Here is a 21,080-nt window from a genome sequence, read left to right as displayed (position 1 = left end):
CGCAGGCCGGACCTCAGTGGAGCATTCATTTCAGTGGCCATGGCAGGCTCACCATGTCTTGCAACAGTCCCGGTGGGAAATCCCGGTTCAGAGCGCCTGCCATGACGCACATGAAACCGATGCCGCAGGCTGTCAGGATCAGCGTCATCTGCCAGCTTGAACCGGCTCGAATGCGGAAGAAGGCAATCAGAAACCCGATCAGGGCTAGGATGAAACCAACAACCCACGTTGCCGCGATAAGACCTGCAAACCACGCCAACGTCGACCAAAGCCCATGCGGTGCGCTCGCATCTTCACCGGCAATTTCCTTATCGGCAAAGATTGCATCACCCTCGGGTCTCCGCATCATCTGGATCAGCAGGATCACGCAGCAGAACAAGGACACACCGCCGATCACCAACGGGATGATCTTGTCGGTCATGTTGTAGTCTGGGATCATGTTGGCGTTGATCAATGCCGCGATTAGGTAGGCCATGATCACCAGCAGGAAGATCAACGGCGCGCGCTTGCTGCCAGACTGGACTTCACCTTCGGCCATGATCATCTTAGCCTGCCGAATTCCTAAAATGACCGAAGCCACAGTGACCAAGATCAGAACAATCACGATCGGGCTGAAGACATACTCCATGCCCTCACCAAAGCTTTTGCGGAACCGGAATGAGGCAATCTGGAACGCCTGATTGGTAAACTTCTCAACCGGGTTCGACAGCACGAACCCAATAAGAAAGGCCGGACGCGACCAATCGAACCGGCGCAGGAAGATCCCGATCAGGCCGATCACGAACAGCGCCAGAAGGTCTTCGAAGTTCTGACCGGACTGGAAAGCTGCAAAGCTGATCAGCATAAACAGGAAAGGTGCCAGATAGGTGAAGCGGATCGTTGTCAGCTTGGCGATGCCTCCGGAAGCCGCGATGCACAGGATGGTGCCCACGACGTTAGCAAGCGCCAAAAGCCAAACGATCGAATAGGTGATGTCGAGATTGTCCTTGAGCATGCTTGGACCGACCTCGATGTCACCAGATCCCAACAGAGCCACTGCACCGATGAAGATCGCCATCGAGCCCGAGCCGGGAATGCCGAAGAGTAGCGTAGGCACCAGCCCGCCGCCTTCCTTGGCGTTGTTTGAGCTTTCCGGCCCGATGACGCCACGCACTTCGCCCTTGCCGAAGTTGCTTTTATCTTTGGTCGATTGAACCGAATGGCCGTAAGCGATCCAGTCGACGACCGAACCGCCTAGGCCGGGAATGACGCCAACGACCACCCCGATGATCGAGCAGCGAACAGACAGCCAGATATTCGCGGCCCAGTCTTTGACGCCGTCCAGCCAACCCGCCCCCAGCGAAGCCCCTTTGGCAATCGATCGATCCTGCCGCAGCAGCGAGACGATTTCGGGAACGGCAAAGATGCCCAATCCAACGATGACCAGCTTCAAACCATCTGTCAGATACGGAATGTCATAGGTTGCCATACGGAGCGAACCGCCAGCGTCCGCCTCACCAATTGTGCCCACCATCAACCCAAGTCCAGCAGCTGCGACGCCCTTTAAGGGGATGCGCCCAGCCAGAATGGCAACCATGGAAAGGCCGAGGATGGTGATCATCAGCATCTCTGGTAGACCAAACGCCAGAACGATGGGCCGCGCGACCAGAATGAACATTGTTAGGAAGGTTGCGCCGACCAAACCGCCAAACAGCGATGAAGCGAACGCGGCAGATAGTGCCCGCGCAGCCTCACCCTTCTTCGCCATTGGGAAGCCGTCCAGGACAGTTGCCTGAGAGGCGGAACTGCCGGGGATCCCCATAAGAACAGAAGCAAAGGTGTCAGAGGTCGGAACAACGGCGACCATCCCGATCATCAGCGCCAAACCAAGGATTGGGTCCATCCCGAACATGAAAGGCAGCAACAGGGACAAACCGGCAATACCGCCAAGTCCCGGGAAAACACCTACGGCCAGTCCCATAACGACACCGAGAACAAGATATCCCAGTACGATAGGTTGCAGGATCAAACCCCACGCATCATTGAGCGCAGGAAGAGCGGTGGCGAAAACCTCCATAGCGGCCGCCTTTCATATACTGTCTTGTGTTTAAAAAAGCGCGCACCCGACATTGGGGTGCGCGCTGTGGTGTGTGGGCTTAGTTCAGCTCGACACCGTAGGCTTCTTTGAGCCAGTTCAGAACGTAGCCTTTGGCATTGTCGTCGACGTTTGTCGCGGTTTGCAGCGCCGCCTTGGAACCGTCGCCTACAAATACCGGGTACTTACCGACGCGTTTGGACGAAATATCAGCAAAGTCGCCGCGCTCGGTCACAGCCTGAAACGCTGCGGTGTAGGCGTCGACCACTTCCTGTGGTGTATCACCAGGCAGAAAAGCCAACTTCTGAACCGGGAAACCCGCGACAAAGAACGCTTTCCAAGCGTCCCACGCCTCGCCACTGGTTTCACAGCCATCCGTTGCCTCGCAAACCTCTTTGAAGGTTGGAATATCAGGGAAGGTCGGGTCGCGGACGATGTTTCCATCGGCATCCAGCGCCCCCCAGGTCATCATCGGCACAGCCTGACCGGCCTCAACCAGCGGGGCCGATCCACCCAAATAGCCGGATGAGGTCTGATAGTCGATGTTAGCTTCGCCACGTTCGAACATCAGACGACCATCGCCACGGCCTTTGATGCCAAAGACTGGCTCAACGTTCATACCCAGCATTTGCCATGCCAACAGCGGCACGAGATCCAGACGCGTTGCGCCCTGCGAGCCGTAGATGAAGTTCGTGTCTTTCAACGCATTTGCGGAGCCATCAAACTTGGCACCATCTTCTGCGTTCAGATAGGCGACACCACCCGTCCCGGACGCCATGACCGGGATCCAGTCGTTGTATTCATATCGCACGCGCGGATCGCTCAGCAGATAAGGGAATTGAGTTGAACCGGAAGTGCCGAACAACAAGGTTCCATCATCGTGGCTTTGTTCCTGGAACCAGTTTGCGCCTTTGGTCGAACCAGCACCCGGCATGAATTTCACGACCACGGTCGGTTGACCCGGAAGAGCTTCGGACAGAAGCGGCGCAAAGAAGTTGGCCCATTTCGCCGAACCACCCGTTTCCGAGAACGGGATGACCCATTCGATGGTCTTGCCCGAGAAATCAACCTCGGCAGCGGCAGGTGCAGCGATACCGGCGGCGGCGATCAGCCCCACGACGGCGCGACGGGTGAAGTTGGAAATGGTCATTGGTTCCTCCCTGTTGACCAGACAATCACGTCATCGCCCCCGGCGCTACCGTGATCGCAAATAGAACTGTGGGGTTGATTCCCCCTCCCATCTGGCAATCATGGAGCGCCAACCTTGCGCGAAACTTGCGGGAGACCTAATGCGGATCGTCATAGTCGAGGACAATGAGCCACTCGCCAATGCCATTGCTTATCGCCTTCGTGACCGAGGTCATGCGGCAGATATACTGACTGACGGAGATGCGGCTGAGCTGTACCTTCAACAAGAAGGCGCGGATTTGATCGTTCTGGATATCAACCTACCCGGCCGGTCAGGGTTGGACATCCTGAGGTCGCTTCGCGAACGTGGTGACAGTGCGCCCGTGATCCTGCTAACAGCGCGCACCGAAACAAGCGACCGGGTGACCGGTTTGGATATGGGCGCAGATGACTATCTGGTCAAACCCTTCGAAATGGACGAGTTAGAAGCACGCGTCCGAGCACTTTCTCGGCGCAAAGAACTTGACTACGGAGCGCGGGAGAGCATCGGTAGCCTCGAATTCGACCGCGCATCGCGTCAGGTTAGTGTTCAGGGCCAAGTCATGGATATACCACGGCGGGAAATAGCGGTGCTTGAATGCCTCTTGGAGCGTCGGGGCAGAATTGTTCCTAAAAGCCAACTCACAGATTATGTCTATGGCGTTGGGGCCGATGTCGATGACTCAGCTGTTGAACCTCATGTGTCGCGGTTACGAAAACGCCTTCAGAATCTCGGCGTTAAGATCAAGACAGCGCGCGGTTTGGGGTACCTTCTTGAGGTGCAGAAGTGATCAGGCACGGCTCCCTCAGGCTACGACTCTTCATTCTTATCCTGACACCCTTGGTGTTGCTTGCGATCCTTCTTGGGCTTTGGCGCTTTATGATTGCCCAGGAAACGGCTCAGGAGCTGTTCGACGACAGCCTGCTATCTGCCGGTCTTGCAATTTCACGAGATGTCGCGATTTCAGGAGGTGACGCACTTTCGCCCACCACGCGCAGCTTGATCCGCGACGCGTCGGGCGGAGAGATCTTTTATCATGTTACGGGCCCGGGTGGCATCTACGTGACCGGCTATGCATACCCTCCGGCACCCGCAAACCCGTCTGCTCAAGAGGCGAACAGGCCGCAGTTTTTCGAAGCACTCTATCGCGACGAGCCGGTACGAGTTCTTAAGCTGACAGAACGTGTGACCATAGAAAATTTGATAGGAGATGCGACGGTCACAGTTTGGCAACGTATGGCGGATCGCAACGCGTTTGCAAATGAGCTGTCAATCCGCGCAGGAATTCTCATGGGAATCCTACTTGCCACTCTGGCATTTGTGGTATGGTTCGGAGTTGCTCGCGGCCTGCGGCCCCTCCTGGATTTACAGGACGCAATCGACCTGCGCTCCCCAGATGACCTGAGTGAGATCAAACGCCCTGTACCGGTCGAAGTTCAAGGTGTCGTCAAAACCTTGAACCGACTCTTTGGACAGGTGGAAAAAAGTATCAATGCCCATCAGGTGTTCATATCCGAAGCCGCACATCAGCTACGGAACCCTGCGGCCGCCGTTCAGTCGATGGCCGAAGCGCTTCGAGATGCGAAAACCGATGAAGACCGCGATAAACGCATCATCGAGCTTGTCGCAGCGGCAAAGAACTCAGCAACAGTCGCTGAACAACTGCTATCACTTGAACGGCTCAGGCAACCGACGCACCAAGATCAAATGGTTGAAATTGATTTCCGCTCGGTTGTCGAAGAAGCCTGCGCAGAAATGGGAGTTCACATTCTTGCAAAAGGCATCGAGTTTGATGTCACGATGCCAGAGACGGCGGTCACAGTATCAGGTGATCAGGTGTTTCTAACTGAAGCTCTAAAGAACCTGTTAGACAATGCTGTTAAGCACGGTGGCGCTAAACTGAGCCGCATTTCAGTCGTGCTGCGTTCTGACGGCGGAAACGTTAGGCTTACTGTCGCTGATGACGGCGCTGGCCTTTCGCCCGACCAAAGCGAAGCTGCATTTAGTCGGTTCTCCCAGTTGGAATATTCCGAAGGCAGTGGTCTGGGTTTGTCAATCGTCTCTGCGGTGGCGCAGCGCCACGACGGATCAGTCTTAATCAACCAGGTCGAAAGAGGAGCGAGCGTTACGCTTGAACTTCCGATAATTCTTTGAATTGTTTCGTTTTTGACAAATCCGGCCCCTATCAGGATTGAAATACATTATTTAAAATTGCTGCGAATGTAGGTTTTCCGCGTCCTTTTTGCTGCGACTGAGATGTTCACTAAACGTGCCGGCCCCGCGTGAGTTGGGGGCCCGCATTGGCGATGCGTGTCGTGCCAAGATCATCGTCCTCAGGCCTACCGGTAATTTCAACTGCGACAAATGCGAGACCCTTTAGGATCAAACACTTGATCGATGAACATTTGACTGGATTTCGATCAAACGACTGATAACTTGCCTCGCAGCGGTTTTTGATTGCAACAGCGTTGCACAGAAAATCTATTGGAGCGCGCTATTGGTAATTCCGTTTCATGTCCGGGAAATGCTTCAACGCATAAAAGCACGATTTGATGCTGACCAGATACCTCAGCAGATGGCGCCAAGCGATGCAGAGTTTTCAACCTTACGCCCATCTCGCAAGCCGACCAAGGAGATGGTCGCACGATTCTGGGAGAAGTTGAAACCAACGGCCAGCGACAAGGATCAGGCACAAATTGCAGATTCGGCGGCTATCGAAGATGCCGAAACCTATGGCGCCAATATCGAGAATTTCATCGGGACGGTTAAGCTTCCAGTCGGGGTTATTGGCCCCTTACGCCTGAACGGAATGAACGCCAACGGCGACTTTCATGTCCCCCTCGCAACAACCGAGGCAGCGCTGGTCGCATCTTATGCCCGGGGCGCCTACGCCGCCGCTCGGTCGGGCGGTATCAGTACCGCTGTTTTATACGAAGGCGTGCTGCGGACCCCGGCCTTTGTGTTCGATAGCCTGCTAAGAGCGGGGCAATTTGTGGATTGGGTGGTGACCAATGTTGACAGGCTCAAATCTGCGGCCGAAGCGACGACCCGTCATGGCAAGCTTGTATCGCTGGAGCCATTCATTGACACCAACGTCGTTTTCCTGATTTGCCGCTATACCACTGGTGATGCTGCAGGTCAGAACATGGTGACCATCGCCACCGACGCCCTTTGCCACGCAATCACGGATAGCTGTCCTGTTGCGATTGAGAACTGGTATGTCGAAGGTAATTTCTCGGGCGACAAAAAGGCCTCGGCGCTGGGGTTGGTGACGGGGCGCGGGCGGAAAGTCAGCGCCTCGGTTACGCTTCCGGCTGAGATTGTCGAAAAGACACTGGGAACGACGGTCGAGGCGATGCTGGACTATGGCCGTGTCGCCAATCTGGGCGCACATTTGTCTGGCCAGTTTGGCGCACAGGCGCATTATGCCAACGGGCTGGCTGCGTTCTATATCGCAACCGGACAGGACGCGGCCTGCGTTGCCGAAAGTGCAATGGGCGTCACGCGTATGGAACCTAGGGGCGGCGATCTATTCTGCTCGGTTACGCTTCCGAATATCCTTGTCGGCTCGGTCGGCGGCGGAACCGGTTTGCCAAGCCAGGCAGCAGCGCTGAACATACTCGGTCTACGGGGCAGCGGGTGTGGCACGGCTTTGGCCGAAGTTGCTGCGGCCACGTGCTTATGCGGCGAAATCTCCATTGTCGCCGCGATTGCTGCCGGTCATTTCACCCGCGCCCATGAAAGTCTGGCCCGCCACAGATGAGCTTTCAGAACCGATTTTGGATTTACCAATCCGAGCGCTTTCCGCTTAAGAAAACCGTCCCCCTGCTGCTGGTGTTTTCCTCGGCCAGCATTTGTGTGTCTGCCCGTCTGGCAGACCGCCCCTTGCCCGAGTGGCCTGCCTTTGCCGCCGGTTTTGTGCTGGCCATGGCGCTGTTCTTCCAGATGCGGGTCTGTGACGAGTTCAAAGACGCCGAGGATGACCGACGTTACCGACCCAACAGGCCAATCCCACGCGGATTGGTCTCACCAGGCGAAGTTTTGAGCTTGGGCTTACTGACCATTCCAATTGCACTTGCGGCTTCCTGGTTCTGGCACCCGTCGGTTTTGTGGCTGTTGGGCGCGGTTTGGATCTGGCTCGCTGCGATGACAGTTGAATTCGGTGTCCCGGCCTGGCTGAAGGCCCGGCCGGTTCTGTACCTGCTAAGCCACATGGCAATCATGCCCTTGATCGATCTATTGCTGACTGGCCTCGAATGGCTGCCGGCAGGCGGCGCAGCACCCTCACTATTGCTGTTCCTGGCGTTGTCCTTTGTGAATGGCTGCGTCCTTGAGATCGGGCGGAAATTGTGGGCGCCCGAAAACGAGATTGAAGGGGTCGACACCTATTCCTCCCTATGGGGTCCGCGTACGGCGGGACGTATCTGGATCGGCTGCGTTCTGTTATCCTACGCGCTTCTCGCCGGCACAGGAAGCGCCACCGGAGTTGGCTGGCCAAGCGCCCTGATCGGCGCACTAGCGCTGGTTCCCTGCGGGGTTGCTGCATTCCACTACGGTCAGGCACCCACTGTGAAAGCACAGAACAGGATGGACACTGTTTCCGGTCTGTGGGTATTTTTCTGTTATGCCACGGCTGGTTTCCTACCCTACCTGATCGGAGCCGTAGCATGACTTTCATCGTCGACCAAATGGATGCCAACGACATCTCTGTGGTTGGAGGCAAAGCGGCAGCCCTGTGGCATCTGTCACAGCACGGGTTTTCCCCGCCCGCATTCTTTGTCATCACAAATGACGCGTTTCGTATGGGGCAATCGGGCCCGATCGCGCAAAAAGGCCTGCGACTGGCTGTGTCCACCGCGCTTGAAACACTCGGGTCCGGGCCGTACGCGGTACGCAGTTCTGGCCAGTCCGAAGATGGCGTGGACCACAGCCATGCAGGACAGTTCGCAACGGTCCTGAATGTTCCCGGCAGGAGTGTAATCGCGGCGGCCAAGCAGGTTTGGCAATCCGGTTTCTCATCAACGGTCGAAACCTACCGCGCGGTCAAATCCGGCGGCGAGGCCGAGGCCCCCGCGATCATCGTGCAACGCATGATCGATGCCAAAGCGGCCGGTGTCGCCTTTTCTGCCGATCCGGTCAGTGGCCGGCGCGATGTGGTCGTGATCTCAGCGATTGACGGGCTTGCAGAGCAGCTTGTGTCGGGGGAAGCGGACGGAGAAGACTGGGTCATCGATGCAGATGGCGTACCGGAAAGCGCTCCTGACGCCCCTGCACATTTGACCGTCACGGAGGCGCGATCCATCGAGACCCTCGCCCGAAAGGCCGAGGCGTTATTCGGTTCTCCTCAGGACATCGAATGGGCCATTGATGCGCAAGGGCTGCATATTCTGCAGGCCCGCCCGATCACCACGGCCCTGCGCCCTGCCCCGCTCGAAGATCAGACGCTTACCATTTTCGACAATTCCAATATCGTCGAAAGCTATCCGGGCATCGTCAGCCCGCTGACTTATTCCTTTGCCCTGCACGTGTATTCTCAGGTATATCGCGCTTTCGTTAGGCTGCTGGGCGTGTCCCGGTACACGGTCGCGCTGAACCCCACTGTGTTTGACAATTTACTGGGGCGGGTGGACGGGCGCGCCTATTACAATCTGATCAACTGGTATCGCGCGCTGGCACTGTTGCCCGGGTTTTCACTGAACCGCGACTATATGGAAACGATGATGGGCGTTTCTGAACCGATGCCGCGTGAGGTCACGGATGCTCTTGCCCCACCCCCCACCACCGGCTGGCGCAAGGTCGTGGAGTACGCGAAACTGGTCAAGGTTGCGGGCGGCCTGATCTGGCAGGCCATCCGCCTACCGCAGACCCGGCGTGATTTTTACCGCAGGCTGAACGACATATTACAGACGGGGCTGAACGTGGATGCCTCTAACGCGACCCAACTGGCTGCGGAATACCGGCGCATTGAAAGCACTCTGCTGGATCGGTGGGATGCCCCGCTGATCAACGATTTCCTGTGCATGATTGCCTTTGGCGGCTCGCGCAACCTGCTGCAAAAGTGGCTGGGCGAGGCCGGGTTGACCCTGCACAACGACCTCATGATCGGGCAAGGTGATATCGTTTCGGCGGAACCCGCGCAACGCATCGCCCGGATGGGAGAGTTGGTTCGGCAGGCAGGGCTTGCCGCTCCTTTGAAGACCAATGCACATCTGTCGGTTTTGTCAGGACACCGACAAATCGAAGCCGAGGTTGATGCGTATCTTGAGAAGTTCGGCGACCGGTGTACGGAAGAGCTCAAGCTGGAAAGCGTTCCGTTGCGCGATGACCCGACCAGTCTGTTGCTGGCCATTGCAGCCAGCGCTGAACGTCCACCTGCCGGGCGTCAGGACGGCGATGAACCGGACTGGAAGGCTCTGTTTCCGTCAAACCCACTCAAACGGTACTTCGCCAAATGGATTTTAGGCTGGACCAAGGCGCGGGTGCGCGACCGAGAAAACCTGCGCTTTGAACGCACGCGCATATTTGGTTATGCGCGGCGCGTGTTTCTGGGCATCGGCCGCGAATTCGCTGCGCGTGACCTGCTTTCATCGCCAAAGGATGTATTCTTCCTGACAACACATGAAGTTCTCGGAGCAGTCGAAGGTTATAGCCTGACACCTGATCTGAAAGGCATCGTTGCGCAGCGCAAACTGGAAGACGAAGCCTCGTCCCGACGCCCAGATCCGCCGGAACGCATCGAAATCCGTGGCCCCGCCATCGCGCCGGTCTGGTCCGAGAGCGCAGAAGCCGAGGTGGACCCTGCACGGATGAAGCAGGGCACGGGCTGTTCCGCAGGTCAGATCAAGGCGCGCGCGCGCGTGATCCGCGACCCGCGCACCGAGGCCTTGAACCCCGGAGATATACTTGTGGCGCGCCACACCGATCCGGGCTGGATCGCAGTATTCTCGAACGCATCCGCCATCGTCGTCGAACGGGGGTCTCTGTTGTCACATTCTGCGATTGTCGCGCGCGAACTGGGTATCCCCTGCGTGGTTGGCCTGAAAGGCGCCACAAACTGGATCGAAGATGGCGAGATGATCCGGGTCGACGGGGCAAGCGGTGCGGTGGAACGCTGCGATGGGTAGCAGTGAGATTGAGAAAAAAGCGGATTTCGACCATATCCGCTATGCCCAACTGTGGGAAGACGCGGATGTTCTTACCTCCGCCTTGGGCGATTGTGCGGGCAAGACATTGGTCTCCATCTGCTCTGCCGGGGATAATGCGCTGGCAATGCTGACACTCGATCCCGCGCGCATTGTCGTTCTGGATCTTTCACCGGCCCAGCTGGCCTGCCTTAAGCTCAGGATCGCGGCCTATAAGGTGCTGACCCATCCCGAATTCATTGAACTCACCGGCTCGCGGCGAAGTAGCCGACGGGGCGCATTGCTGAACCAGGTTTTGGAAGCCACAGATGCCGAAACGCGCGCTTTCTGGCGGACTCTGATCACGGAAGTCGAAAAACACGGCATCGGTGGCGTCGGCAAGTTCGAGCGCTATTTTCGCATCTTTCGAACTTGGCTACTGCCTCTTGTGCATTCACGCCGAACGATTGACGCAGTGTTTGTACCCCGCTCGCCCGCAGAGCGACAGTCGTTCTTCGACACACGGTTCAACACGGTGCGATGGCGTCTTTTGCTGAACATCTTCTTCTCTCGCCTCGTCATGGGTCGCATGGGCCGGGACAGTGCGTTTTTCGACCATGTCGAGGGTAGCCCGGCCCAACATGTCGCCCGCCGCATCCGTCATGCGGGAGTCACCACCGATCCCTCGCAAAATCCCTATCTGCACTGGATTCTCAAAGGCGATCATGGCGACGCGCTGCCAATGGCGTGGCGTCCCGAGCATTATGAGACAATCCGATCCCGGTTGGATCGTCTAGACATCCGCCTTGGATCGCTTGAGGCTTTTGTGTCAACCGACGAAAAAGCCAGAGGATTCAACCTGTCCGACATCTTCGAGTACATGTCGCCCGAGACCTTCCATCAGGTTTACGGGTCGATCCTGACCGCTGCAGAGCCAAATGCCCGACTAGTCTATTGGAACATGATGGCACCCCGGAGGGTTCCGTCGGAATTCAGAAACAAGGTTGAAACCCTGACCGACATCGAAACACAGCAGAAGGCCCGCGACATGGCATTCTTCTATTCGGATTTCGTCGTCGAAGAGTTTCAACCGTGACTGTTATTGGGCAGATTCTGCTGGCGGCGGGGTCGGTGCTGGCTCTGGTCGGCGTAATGATGATTATACGCAATCTGGCTAATACAGCGGGCCTGAAACCCGAAGTGCAGCGCAAGCTTATGCATGTCAGCACCGGCCTCTTTGCGTTGCTGCTGCCCTGGTTGTTTCCCGATCGCTGGCCGGTTTACATGCTGATTGCGGCCACAATCCTGGTGATGCTGGTGCTGCGCCTGCCTCGTTTTTCGTCGGGTCTGGGTGCAACTTTGCATGGTGTGGATCGTACGTCCTACGGCGACTTTCTGCTCGCCCTGTCAGTTGGGCTATGCTTTCTGCTAGCCGGGGAAAACACGCTGTTCTACATCCTGCCAATCGCCGTTCTAACACTGGCGGATGCAGCCGCTGCGCTTGCCGGGACTACGTATGGAACCAAACGCTACGTGGTAGAAGATGGCGACAAGAGCTTAGAAGGGTCCGTGGTGTTTTTTGTCGTAACGCTATTGGTTGCGATCATCTGCTTCTTGTTCTTATCGAAACTCCCGCCATCTAACATCATGATGTTGTGCCTTATGGTTGCGGCTTTTGGCACATTGGTCGAGGCACAAAGCTGGCGCGGGTTTGACAACCTGTTCCTGCCGCTTGGCTTGTTGATTTTCCTAAACGGCCACTATTTCAGCTCTTTGGCAGAGCTCGCGCTGTTGGCCGCCATGTTCTTTGCCGCCCTTGCCAGTTTTGGCGTGGTGGGAACCAAACTGGGCCTGACCAAACATGCGACCCGTGTGTATGTTGTCGCGGTTTTTTTGCTGCTGGCCGCCGCAAAACTGCAGAACACAGTACTGCCGATCATGGTTCTTGCCGCACATGGCTGGGCGCGTACCGCTTCTCCTTGTGACAGTAAGTACCCCGATCTGGATATCATAGCCGCCTTGGGGCTTTTGGGGTTCGGTTGGCTTGCGGCTGGAAATGCAACGGGATGGGATGCGGTTTCCTTTTTTGGGCTCAGCGCGATGGGGCTGGCTATGGGCCTCACCGCTGTAGCGCTGCGTCCCATTCCTATTGTGATACCCATTGCTGCGGCTGTCCTGTTTCTTATTCGGACATGGGCTGTTTCCCAGAATTCTGAACAGTCGAACTGGGCCGAGCCGCTGACGGTACTGGCCCTGTTCTCATTAGCTTGTTCAGTCGCTGCGCCGTTACTCCGACCACATTGGTTCGAAAAAGATAGGGTGCTCAGGCTGACGCTATTGGCCCTCGCGCCGCCGTTGCTTTATTACGTTTGGATCGTTGCTGGATCGCTAAGTGCTGGGTTCTTTGCCGGAGTTTTTTCATGACCAAAGAGAACATCAGAACGGCGGATGCAAAGCTGACCGTTTATCTGAACGGTCCGAACTGGGAAGGCGCGCGCGCCGCGACCTTCGGCGATTTTTCCTGCAAAACGCCCGAAGCCGGTGCCGAAATCCTGCGCAAAGGGATCGAGAGGGTGCAAGACGCAGGCCTGGATCGCATCATCGGGCCGATGTCAGGCGATACCTGGCACAGTTACCGGTTCGTCTCGGATAGCGACGGGTCCGCTCCGTTCCTGATGGAGCCTACCAACAAACTTCATGAGCCGGGGGTTTTCCAGTCGGCAGGATTTACAGAGATCAGCCGGTATTTTTCGGCCCGGGTGCCGTTGCGGACCGCCGCTGGATCAGCACCGCCAGTAACCGATGGTTTTGTCGTGGAAGAATGGGATGGAACAGACCCCGAGGCCCTGTTTCGTCAGGTCTTCAAACTTTCAACCCGTGCGTTCTCAAACAACGCGTTCTACAAACCGATTGCCGAGGCAGATTTTCTGGCCATGTATATGCCAGTTGTGCCGATGATGAAGCCCGACCTGATCCTTTTTGCGCGCCGCCATGACGGGACATTGGCCGGGTTTCTGTTTGGCATTCCCAATTATGCCGAAGGCCCCAATCCGGCATCCGCAATCCTCAAGACCTATGCAAGCCTCGAACCGGGCGCCGGACGGCATCTGGCTCACCGGTTTCACAAGGCGGCGCTCAGGATGGGGTACGAAACCGCCATTCATGCGCTGATCCATGATGACAACACCTCCGCCGAGCGCAGTGCAGCGGAAGGCGCGACAATATTCCGGCGCTATACTTTGCTTGGACGGAAGCTGAATGGCTGACCTGCTGTCCCAATTCGCCGCAGCGGTTAAACGGGTTCCTGACCGGACAGCCATAGTGGACGGCAAAGGCTGCGAGATCACCTTTCAAACCCTGCACACGCGCGTTCAGCACTTGGCAGGTCGGTGGCAGGACAAGGGTATCCGGTCAGGTGATCGTGTGTTGTTGGCCATGCCTGTCAACACGGACCTATATGCGAGTCTGGCTGCGCTTTGGACCCTTGGCGCAACCGCTGTCTTACCAGAGCCAGCCTTAGGGCTGGCCGGTCTGCGCCACGCCGCCCGAACAACGAAGCCAAAAGCGTTCTGTGCAGCGGGTGCGTATTCTTTGCTGAAGTTTCTGGTTCCGGATCTCTGGGCCCTGCCCCTGCTGACGCCTGGTAAAAGCCGTAGCAACCCGGTGGCGCAAAAGGTACAACCGGACGATATCGCCCTTATTTCCTTTACCTCTGGTACAACTGGCCAGCCCAAAGCCATTCCGCGCTCGCACGCGTTTTTGATGGCGCAGTACGATGCCATCGCACCCCTCCTCGACAGCCGCAAGGCCGAGCGCGATCTGGTGGCCTTTCCGGTGTTCACCCTGATCAATCTGGCGGCCGGGCGCACAAGTGTTCTACCCAACTGGAGGTTCAGCAAGCCGGACCGCCTGTCGACTGTGCAGTTGGAAAGCTGGCTCCAAACGCAACAGATCACCCGGGCCCTCATCCCACCATCGCTATGTGAAAAACTGGTTCAATCCGACGATACCGGTCCGTTGCACACGGTGTTTACCGGCGGCGGTCCGGTGTTTCCGAGTCTTGTCGAGGCGTTGAGAACCCGGCACAGCCTGTCAGTTGTGTGCGTCTATGGGTCGACCGAGGCTGAACCGATTGCCCATCTTGACGCCGCGGATATCACGGTGAAGGATCACCGCGACATGGCTGTTGGAAGGGGTCTTCTTGTGGGATACCCGGTGCCCGAAATCACGCTCCGCATCCGCGACAATGAAATTCAGGTCGCCGGCGCACATGTGAATGACGGGTATTTGAACCCGACCCACTCAAAGAACAACAAAATCAAGGAAGGTGACGTCATTTGGCACCGGACCGGTGACGCTGGCGCGCTGGATGATGACGGGCGTTTATGGTTATGGGGGCGCGTCGGGTCCGAAATTGAAGTCTTTTCAGGTACGCTCTTCCCCTTTGCTATCGAAGTCGCGGCACAGCGATGGCCAGGTGTAGATCGATGCGCGCTCGTCAATACCAAAGCAGGCCCCACACTTTGCGTCCAAGGTTCCGCGGATCACATCGACGATTGGACTAAATCTGCGCTTGGTTTTGACGTTCCAAATGTGATTTCGATTAAGCACATTCCTATGGACAAGCGTCATGCCTCCAAAGTCGATCGTACGAAACTTACACGCATAATAGAAACCTGACGCAATATGGCTCGTAGGCCACTGAGCCTGCCCAACTCATCGCTCCCGTCGCTGTGCGCGTTAACAGAGGACTGAGTGTAGCGACGAAGTCATTGTTTTAGAATTTCCAATCAAAACCTGCACACCTTGGTCAGGGGAAATCTGCAATTGCCAGTTACATCTGGCCGCATGAAACATATAATCGCAGATACACTGTTAGGGTGCGCCCCGGCGAACGGTTGATACCCATGTCATTGCACAAAGATGTTCGGCTTGACGCGTCATCCAAATCCGTCCCAAACCTCAAGCGTTTCTAACCCAGAACTACTAGCCGGCTTTCTTCTATGCTGCTGCAAGAATCTCAATTAAGCTCACGCACACAATCACGACTAATAACTGCGCGCTCGCGAATTTTGCTGCTCTGCATTTTAAATTGAATAAGCTGTTGTAATGCGTCGATGAACATAAAAGATTGAAATAGAGTTCTCTTGGCTCGGTAGCTTCAGATACCCAGGAGAAACGAGTATGGGGAAAGCAGATATGACAAAACCTACTTCCGCTCAGAAAAAACTTTCGGAACGGTTACCAGTTTATCTATCGTTGGCCTGTATCATATGCAGCTACCTTGTCTCCGCCGCTTCATTGCAAGCTTCTGAGCTTCCCTGGATCAAACTAGATAGAGAGGTTCAGGCGCCATCGGGCGCCAAATCACTCTGCAAAGATTATTCGTGGGCGTGCGCGAATACTCGTACTTCTGGTCTGCCAGAAGCGCAGGAGAAACAGATCGTTAAAGCGATTAACTTGCGCGTCAATCGGAGGATCCGCGCCGTTTCGGATCAAAACCAATACGGGACAAAGGAATACTGGACGCTACCAATGCAGGGGTCAGGGGATTGCGAAGATTTCGCTTTGCAAAAGAAGTTTGAACTAATGCAGAACGGCTTGGATCCTACGAAGCTACTTATTGCAACTGTCTTAGACACCAATCGCAGTGGCCATGCAGTTTTAGTTTATCGCTCGAGTGAAGGCGATTTGATTCTGGACAATGTCACCAACAGGATCAAATCGTGGAAGGAAACGAGGTATCTTTTCCTACGAATACAGGACCCAAATCACCCTGATCGTTGGGTACAGGTTTCTAGCGGCTAAAAACAATGTGGCGCGCCCTCGAGACGCGCCACAATAAAATTTTGGTCCTGCGGCTACTGGTTGTTTCGCGGCAACCCAAGTTTAGGACACCGCTTCAAACTTTGGTCAAGCTTTCGCAGCGTTGTACAAACGCGGAGTCACCAGACCTGTACTGTTCAAACCGCGCATCGCCTTGGCTGCCGCAAGCACTGCCAGATCAGCAATCGGCTCAATGACAATTACCAGCATATAAGCACCGCCAAAGGACAGAACCGACGCCATGGTTTCTGCGCCGAAACCCTGGCCGTAGAAGGCCCAGAACCCAACCCATGCGACTACTCCTCCCTGATACGTCGCACTTAGGGCAAGAGCTTGGCCATATTTGAGGTCAACATATGCTGTGCCGGGTGCGATGATGCGGCTGGCCAGTGCTTGTAGCGCAAATAGCGGCACCAGCAGAGTGGTCAGGTTGATGAAGTACTGCGGAAGATCGAACGGGGCAAAAAACACACCCTGAATCAGGAGACCAGCTGCCAATCCAAAAGCCGCGGGTGCAGCACCGAGAAGCAGAAACAGCGTCGACCCCAGGATGAAGTGGACTTCAGAGACACCAACCGGGAAATGCGGCAGGACTTCGAAGAAAAGGAAAACCCCAACAGTGGCGAGCACCGAGCGCATAACAAAAGATGCAGGTCCATTCGCTCGCAATGTGGAAAACGTTTCTTTCGCTGCGTAAGTAGCCGCACCTGCGGCGGTAACATAGGAAAGCGCGATTTTGGCACCATTCACGATGCCCGGTTCGATATGCATGTTCTTTCTCCCTACCGCCTCACCCGGCGGCTTGTCAGGTTGAATCGACCGTAAGGCCGACAGGTTCAGTCTGGGCATAGCCCGGCGCTTTACGGCAGGTCTCCTGACTCGCGGGTGCTCGCTCCGCCAACCTTCCCGGTTCCATTACGAACCAGTGGTGTCTTGGCATCGCTCTCCGCTCACAGTTGCGGGGGCAGTTACGGAATTGGCGCCATTGAAAACACCGAACCGTATTCCCTTTTAATCCTTTTGGCTTCAGCCATCAGGAACCGAAAACAATTCACCGCTACAATGGCGGCTTCGCCTGTGTCAATTGTCTTTGCGACCTATTCCAATGTAAACTCGACCGAAGCAGGATTCACGCAACCGGTCACTTGATCGACAGGGTAAACCAAGCGTTACCTGAAACCTCTTGAAGCTCTAGCTGCTAGAGGCTTTAAGATTCGGATTAATTCGCGATAGTGCGATCCAAATACGTTAAACTTGTGAACCAGGACGAGACCTATGCTTACAAGGCGCCATTTCATTCAATCCACCACAGCGCTGTTCTCGGCGTCTGCGGCCAGTCCATTGATCGCCAAAACCTGGCCAACCGCATCGCAGAAGACCTATTGGGACAGTCAGGTCACGCCAATTGGTTACGATCCAATGACCTCAAATCCGTGGGGTGTTCATGACCGTTTTTTACCAAGACGCGTCGCGGCAAATGATGGTTTGGTTCCAGGTGACATCCATGTGGATGCCGTCGCGCGCTATCTCTATCATATCGAAGAAGACGGGACCGCAATGCGCTATGGCGTAGCGATCGCGCGTGGGAATCTTTACGAGCCCGGCACCTATGTTATCCGCCGAAAGGTCGAATGGCCACACTGGACACCAACCGCTTCAATGATCGAGCGCAACCCCGAATACGCGGAATTCCGGAATGGCATGGAGCCCGGGCCGAATAATGCTCTCGGCTCTCGTGCCCTTTATCTATACGTTGGAGACCGAGACACATATCTCAGAATTCACGGCACGCCTGAGCCAAGAAGCATCGGCGGTCGCGCAAGTTCTGGATGTGTGCGAATGATCATGGCTCATATCAATGACCTCTACCCAAACGTGAAAACCGGCTCGACCGCTTTCCTATACTCGGCCGAAGATAGCGTCACAGCCCGCTCATAAATTTTGGGCAGCGTAGGTGGACGTCGCTGCCCTCATTTCGATCAGGCGTCGCGCGCAATGCAGATCGGAGCGCCATTCGTCGCGCGCAATGGTACCAATGTCGTCTCGACAGGTCCGCTGTGCTCATACCAAAAGCAATTATCTTCTGGCAAAAGGCGTGCCGTGGTCAAATCCTGCGCCGGCCCTGCCAGCGCTACCACCGAATCTGGCACGTTGCCTGGTTCAAGTGCTTTGCTTTTGGCCCCAGTGAACTGGGCTGAGCAACCAGCCGTAATCGAGACTAACGTGATGGTAATGGCGATCCGTTTCTGCATTGATCTGTTCCAAATTTTTTGCGTCATCTGCAATTGGATTGCATCCACACGGCCGGCCCGCAAGACGAAATGAACTAACAATATCGCAGGCAAAGAACCCGGATGAAAAAAATATAAAAGGTATTGAAGCTCTAGTTACTGTAGGAACTATTTACAAAGGACCATAGAGATTCTTGAGGTCCAATCATGTCATCCGATACCCATAGCCACGACCATGGCCACGAAAACAAACATGGTCACCACGCATGCGGTAGTGGCGGGTGTGGCGACATCGCCCCCGCCGGTCCAATTCCTGAAGGTGGTAGAAGCTTTCAGGTCTCTGGCCTTGATTGCGCCGAAGAGGTGGCGATCCTGAACCGTGTCGTCGGCCCGAAAGCAGGTGGTGAAGAGTATCTTGCATTTGATGTGATCAACGGTCGGATGACACTTCTTGATAGTGCTTCCAAGTTATCTGACGAAGATGTCATGCTGCTGGTTGCGAGTACTGGTATGACCGCCAAACCATGGGATGACGGAAATGCCGCCCAGGACCAGGCGGCGCATATTGCACGTCAGCGGCGGTTCACCACTCTTAGCGGAGGGTTTTGGGCAGCAGGTTTTGGCTGGCACATTTTCGAAACCGGCATGGGCGGTGCGCTCGGGCTGTTCTCGGGACATGGTGAGGTTCCGATGCCTTTAGCCGAGGCAGCTTTGTTCGCGGTCGCGATCTTGTTTGGCGTCTGGCTGGTGGCCCCTAAGGCCTGGTCTTCGGCGCGTCGACTTTCGCCGGATATGAACCTTTTGATGGTTGTTGCCGTCGCTGGTGCCATCGCTCTGGGTGAGTTTTTTGAAGCGGCAACTGTGGCATTTTTCTTTTCGCTCTCTCTTTATCTGGAAAGCTGGAGTGTCGGACGTGCTCGGAACGCGGTATCCGCACTGCTTGATCTGGCCCCCCCGACGGTTCGGCTGGTTCGTGCTGACGGTTCTGAGGCAACGGTCCCGGCGGCGGATGTCTTTGTCGGTGACAGCTTCATCGTTCGGGGTGGGGATCGCATTCCACTTGACGGGGAAGTCATCGAAGGGGCTGGTGCCGTTGACCAGGCTCCAATCACAGGTGAAAGCGCGCTGATTCCTAAAGAGCTGGGTGATGAGGTCTATGCCGGCACAATCAATGGTGAAGGCACCCTCAAAATACGTGCGACGAAAACAGCGTCCGATACCGTGCTTGCCAAGATCATCCGGATGGTCGGTGATGCTCATGCTCGCCGTGCGCCGGTTGAGCAGTGGGTTACAAAATTTGCGCGGATCTATACGCCCATCGTTATGGTCGTCGCAGTGGCTATCGCCCTGATCCCACCGCTTGCATTTGGCGCATCGTGGGGCTTCTGGTTTTACAATGCACTTGTTCTGCTGGTTATCGCCTGCCCCTGTGCGCTCGTCATTTCCACACCGGTTTCAATCGTTGCGGCTTTGACCGCTTCGGCCCGGGCTGGGGTTCTGATTAAGGGCGGCGCATATATCGAAGCCCCCGGGCGTACCACCGCACTGGCCATGGACAAGACAGGCACGATCACCATGGGCGAGCCTGAAGTGGCCAATGTCTATCCGCTGGGCGCCGCATCCGAGCAGGAGCTGTTGGCGAACGCTGCCAGCCTTGAGGTTCGGTCTTCACACCCGCTGGCCCGCGCCATTTTGACCCGGGCAGAACAGACCGACATTTCGATATCGGCGGCTGAAGACATCCGAACCGTTCCCGGTCGTGGTCTGGAAGGCCGTACCGAGCGTGGAGATATCTGGCTTGGCTCTGACCGCTTCGCTGTCGAGAAAGGCTTTGGCGCGTCCATCCCTGCCGAGTTGCGCAACCAAATCGAGAGCGCGGGAAGCACAATTGTTGTTGTCGGGGATGAGAACGGGTTAACCGGTTTGCTTGAGCTGCGGGACCGCATTCGACCCGAAGCCCGAAGCATCGTAGCCCGGCTTCATGCGCAGGGCGTGAAGTCAATCATCATGCTGACTGGTGACAACGAACAAACAGCGAGAGCGGTAGCAGCCGAAGTCGGCATCGACGAAGTCCGGGCCCAACTTCTGCCGGAGGACAAAGTCGCTGCGATTGAGGAACTGGCAGAACAGCACGAGATGGTTGCGATGATCGGCGATGGCGTCAACGACGCGCCTGCGATGGCTCGGGCACATTATGCAGTTGCGATGGGTGCAGTTGGATCTGATGCTGCTATTGAGACTGCAGACATTGCTCTGATGACTGATGACATCGGCAAAGTACCCTGGCTGATCGATCATTCACGTCGAACCATGTCGATCATCCGTCAGAACATCGGCTTCTCACTTACGACCAAAGCACTGTTTGTGACCCTTACCGGTTTTGGATTGGCATCAATGTGGGGTGCAATCGCCGCAGATGTCGGAGTGTCCTTGCTGGTCGTGGCTAACGCCTTGCGGCTTCTGAAAGCCTCGGAGGGTAACATACACTCAACAGGAACAGAAACCGTTGGAACGCCAGGTGAAAATGCTGAATTGGCGCATGGGCAGTAATCAGGCGCGCGGAACCTAAGATCGCGTGTGCTGTGGGATGCCCATTGAAATCAGCATCCCACAGCCGATTTTCGCAATCTATCACTGTGGCGTGGTGCCCGATATATCAA

Annotated in this window: 16 protein-coding genes and 1 riboswitch; of the genes, 12 read left to right on the top strand and 4 right to left on the bottom strand. The window is 56.0% G+C overall.

Annotation, left to right across the window (positions count from 1 at the left end; translation table 11 throughout):
• Positions 1–25: 25 nt before the first annotated feature.
• Complete coding sequence (locus ACR0CZ_RS04875; RefSeq protein WP_170392734.1) at positions 26–2,056, bottom strand: tripartite tricarboxylate transporter permease; 2,031 nt, start codon at positions 2,054–2,056, stop codon at positions 26–28.
• A 79-nt stretch (positions 2,057–2,135) separates the two neighbouring features.
• A complete protein-coding gene (locus ACR0CZ_RS04870; RefSeq protein WP_170402506.1) occupies positions 2,136–3,224 on the bottom strand; it encodes a type 2 periplasmic-binding domain-containing protein in 1,089 nt (362 codons plus the stop codon).
• A gap of 139 nt (positions 3,225–3,363) precedes the next feature.
• Here ACR0CZ_RS04870 and ACR0CZ_RS04865 point away from each other — a divergent pair, with 139 nt between their 5' ends.
• The 10 genes from ACR0CZ_RS04865 to ACR0CZ_RS04820 all read left to right on the top strand — a co-directional run bounded on the left by ACR0CZ_RS04865 (position 3,364) and on the right by ACR0CZ_RS04820 (position 16,171).
• Complete coding sequence (locus ACR0CZ_RS04865) at positions 3,364–4,032, top strand: response regulator transcription factor (RefSeq protein ID WP_480537043.1); 669 nt, start codon at positions 3,364–3,366, stop codon at positions 4,030–4,032.
• A complete protein-coding gene (locus ACR0CZ_RS04860) occupies positions 4,029–5,396 on the top strand; it encodes a sensor histidine kinase (RefSeq protein ID WP_480544529.1) in 1,368 nt (455 codons plus the stop codon). Before ACR0CZ_RS04865 ends, ACR0CZ_RS04860 begins: the two co-directional genes overlap by 4 nt.
• A 370-nt stretch (positions 5,397–5,766) precedes the next feature.
• Positions 5,767–7,005, top strand: a complete 1,239-nt coding sequence (locus ACR0CZ_RS04855; RefSeq protein WP_480503650.1) for a hydroxymethylglutaryl-CoA reductase — start codon at positions 5,767–5,769, stop codon at positions 7,003–7,005.
• Positions 7,002–7,913 carry a UbiA family prenyltransferase gene (locus ACR0CZ_RS04850; protein WP_170392738.1) on the top strand — a complete coding sequence of 304 codons (912 nt, stop codon included), beginning with the start codon at positions 7,002–7,004 and terminating at the stop codon, positions 7,911–7,913. The genes ACR0CZ_RS04855 and ACR0CZ_RS04850 overlap by 4 nt, the downstream gene beginning before the upstream one ends.
• On the top strand, positions 7,910–10,366 hold the full coding sequence (locus ACR0CZ_RS04845; protein WP_170392739.1) for a PEP/pyruvate-binding domain-containing protein: 2,457 nt from the start codon (positions 7,910–7,912) through the stop codon (positions 10,364–10,366). The genes ACR0CZ_RS04850 and ACR0CZ_RS04845 overlap by 4 nt, the downstream gene beginning before the upstream one ends.
• Entirely contained in the window at positions 10,359–11,459 is a 1,101-nt protein-coding gene (locus ACR0CZ_RS04840; protein WP_170392740.1) for a DUF3419 family protein, read from the top strand. The genes ACR0CZ_RS04845 and ACR0CZ_RS04840 overlap by 8 nt, the downstream gene beginning before the upstream one ends.
• Entirely contained in the window at positions 11,456–12,787 is a 1,332-nt protein-coding gene (locus tag ACR0CZ_RS04835) for a hypothetical protein (protein ID WP_170392741.1), read from the top strand. Before ACR0CZ_RS04840 ends, ACR0CZ_RS04835 begins: the two co-directional genes overlap by 4 nt.
• The gene (locus ACR0CZ_RS04830; RefSeq protein WP_170392742.1) at positions 12,784–13,629 is read left to right on the top strand and encodes a hypothetical protein; all 846 of its coding nucleotides are present in this window, start codon (positions 12,784–12,786) and stop codon (positions 13,627–13,629) included. Before ACR0CZ_RS04835 ends, ACR0CZ_RS04830 begins: the two co-directional genes overlap by 4 nt.
• Complete coding sequence (locus tag ACR0CZ_RS04825) at positions 13,622–15,043, top strand: AMP-binding protein (protein WP_170392743.1); 1,422 nt, start codon at positions 13,622–13,624, stop codon at positions 15,041–15,043. Before ACR0CZ_RS04830 ends, ACR0CZ_RS04825 begins: the two co-directional genes overlap by 8 nt.
• Positions 15,044–15,547: 504 nt before the next feature.
• Positions 15,548–16,171: a transglutaminase-like cysteine peptidase gene (locus ACR0CZ_RS04820; protein WP_255611833.1), complete on the top strand. Its 624-nt coding sequence runs from the start codon at positions 15,548–15,550 to the stop codon at positions 16,169–16,171.
• Between the two features lie 105 nt (positions 16,172–16,276).
• Here the strand turns inward: ACR0CZ_RS04820 and ACR0CZ_RS04815 are convergent, their stop codons facing one another.
• Positions 16,277–16,960: an energy-coupling factor ABC transporter permease gene (locus ACR0CZ_RS04815; RefSeq protein ID WP_170392744.1), complete on the bottom strand. Its 684-nt coding sequence runs from the start codon at positions 16,958–16,960 to the stop codon at positions 16,277–16,279.
• A 76-nt stretch (positions 16,961–17,036) separates the two neighbouring features.
• A riboswitch (cobalamin riboswitch) is annotated at positions 17,037–17,249 on the bottom strand.
• Positions 17,250–17,464: 215 nt separating this feature from the next.
• On the opposite strand from ACR0CZ_RS04815, the gene ACR0CZ_RS04810 reads away from it, so the two are divergent.
• The gene (locus ACR0CZ_RS04810) at positions 17,465–18,127 is read left to right on the top strand and encodes a L,D-transpeptidase (RefSeq protein ID WP_170392745.1); all 663 of its coding nucleotides are present in this window, start codon (positions 17,465–17,467) and stop codon (positions 18,125–18,127) included.
• Positions 18,128–18,168: 41 nt separating this feature from the next.
• Here ACR0CZ_RS04810 and ACR0CZ_RS04805 read toward each other — a convergent pair whose 3' ends face one another.
• Complete coding sequence (locus ACR0CZ_RS04805; protein ID WP_480537045.1) at positions 18,169–18,468, bottom strand: hypothetical protein; 300 nt, start codon at positions 18,466–18,468, stop codon at positions 18,169–18,171.
• Between the two features lie 159 nt (positions 18,469–18,627).
• Here ACR0CZ_RS04805 and ACR0CZ_RS04800 point away from each other — a divergent pair, with 159 nt between their 5' ends.
• Entirely contained in the window at positions 18,628–20,970 is a 2,343-nt protein-coding gene (locus ACR0CZ_RS04800; RefSeq protein ID WP_170392746.1) for a heavy metal translocating P-type ATPase, read from the top strand.
• Positions 20,971–21,080 lie beyond the last annotated feature (110 nt).

The sequence above is a fragment of the Ruegeria sp. H9 genome (assembly GCF_056532915.1).
Note: the sequence above shows the minus strand (reverse complement) of the source record. Positions and strands in the feature narration are given on the sequence as shown.

Excerpts from the sequence above, each read along its gene's own strand:
- ACR0CZ_RS04810 (WP_170392745.1), top strand. The coding sequence starts at position 17,465 with ATGCTTACAAGGCGCCATTTCATTCAATCCACCACAGCGCTGTTCTCG.
- ACR0CZ_RS04830 (WP_170392742.1), top strand. The coding sequence starts at position 12,784 with ATGACCAAAGAGAACATCAGAACGGCGGATGCAAAGCTGACCGTTTAT.
- ACR0CZ_RS04845 (WP_170392739.1), top strand. The coding sequence starts at position 7,910 with ATGACTTTCATCGTCGACCAAATGGATGCCAACGACATCTCTGTGGTT.
- ACR0CZ_RS04840 (WP_170392740.1), top strand. The coding sequence starts at position 10,359 with ATGGGTAGCAGTGAGATTGAGAAAAAAGCGGATTTCGACCATATCCGC.
- ACR0CZ_RS04865 (WP_480537043.1), top strand. The coding sequence starts at position 3,364 with ATGCGGATCGTCATAGTCGAGGACAATGAGCCACTCGCCAATGCCATT.
- ACR0CZ_RS04850 (WP_170392738.1), top strand. The coding sequence starts at position 7,002 with ATGAGCTTTCAGAACCGATTTTGGATTTACCAATCCGAGCGCTTTCCG.
- ACR0CZ_RS04805 (WP_480537045.1), bottom strand. The coding sequence starts at position 18,468 with ATGACGCAAAAAATTTGGAACAGATCAATGCAGAAACGGATCGCCATT.
- ACR0CZ_RS04800 (WP_170392746.1), top strand. The coding sequence starts at position 18,628 with ATGTCATCCGATACCCATAGCCACGACCATGGCCACGAAAACAAACAT.
- ACR0CZ_RS04870 (WP_170402506.1), bottom strand. The coding sequence starts at position 3,224 with ATGACCATTTCCAACTTCACCCGTCGCGCCGTCGTGGGGCTGATCGCC.
- ACR0CZ_RS04815 (WP_170392744.1), bottom strand. The coding sequence starts at position 16,960 with ATGCATATCGAACCGGGCATCGTGAATGGTGCCAAAATCGCGCTTTCC.
- ACR0CZ_RS04825 (WP_170392743.1), top strand. The coding sequence starts at position 13,622 with ATGGCTGACCTGCTGTCCCAATTCGCCGCAGCGGTTAAACGGGTTCCT.
- ACR0CZ_RS04875 (WP_170392734.1), bottom strand. The coding sequence starts at position 2,056 with ATGGAGGTTTTCGCCACCGCTCTTCCTGCGCTCAATGATGCGTGGGGT.
- ACR0CZ_RS04855 (WP_480503650.1), top strand. The coding sequence starts at position 5,767 with ATGCTTCAACGCATAAAAGCACGATTTGATGCTGACCAGATACCTCAG.
- ACR0CZ_RS04820 (WP_255611833.1), top strand. The coding sequence starts at position 15,548 with ATGGGGAAAGCAGATATGACAAAACCTACTTCCGCTCAGAAAAAACTT.